We start from the raw sequence: 451 nt of genomic DNA, 5'->3' as shown, positions 1-451 counted from the left end.
CCTGCAGGTCGATCAGCTTTTGCTGCAGTTCGTGCACGGCCGGCACGTTGCGCTCGACGATGGTGCTGTACGGCTTGCCGTCGGCCACCACGGTCTCGATCCACTTCAGGTTGGTCTCGTTGCCCGGGAAGCGCGCAACGAAGTCGCTGCGCGGCATGCCGCACTTGTCCACCACGATGTTCAGGATGGCGCGTTCGAGCTTGCGCACTTCGTCCACCTGGCCGCGCAGCGTGTCGCACAGGCGCTCGACGTTGCGTGCCGTGAAGCGGATCGTCATCAGTTCGGCCTGGATGGCTTCCTGCGCCTTCACGTAAGGCTTGGACTTGTAGCCTTCCTTCTCGAACGCACGGCGCATCTTGTCGAACTGCTCGCCGATCACACCAAACTTGAGCAGCGCAGCCTGCTTGAGCTCTTCGAGTTGACGGGCCGAAGCTGCGGCAGCGCCGGCACC

1 protein-coding gene is annotated in these 451 nt (G+C 63.4%); it reads right to left on the bottom strand.

What is annotated here, in order from left to right:
- The coding region (locus I6F21_RS37820) for a sigma-70 non-essential region-containing protein (RefSeq protein WP_225184398.1) at positions 1–451 on the bottom strand (451 nt) is incomplete at both ends.

This window comes from Bradyrhizobium sp. NBAIM03 (genome assembly GCF_020194055.1).
Taxonomy (GTDB): domain Bacteria; phylum Pseudomonadota; class Alphaproteobacteria; order Rhizobiales; family Xanthobacteraceae; genus Bradyrhizobium; species Bradyrhizobium yuanmingense.
This window is presented reverse-complemented; position numbering and strand designations above follow the sequence as displayed.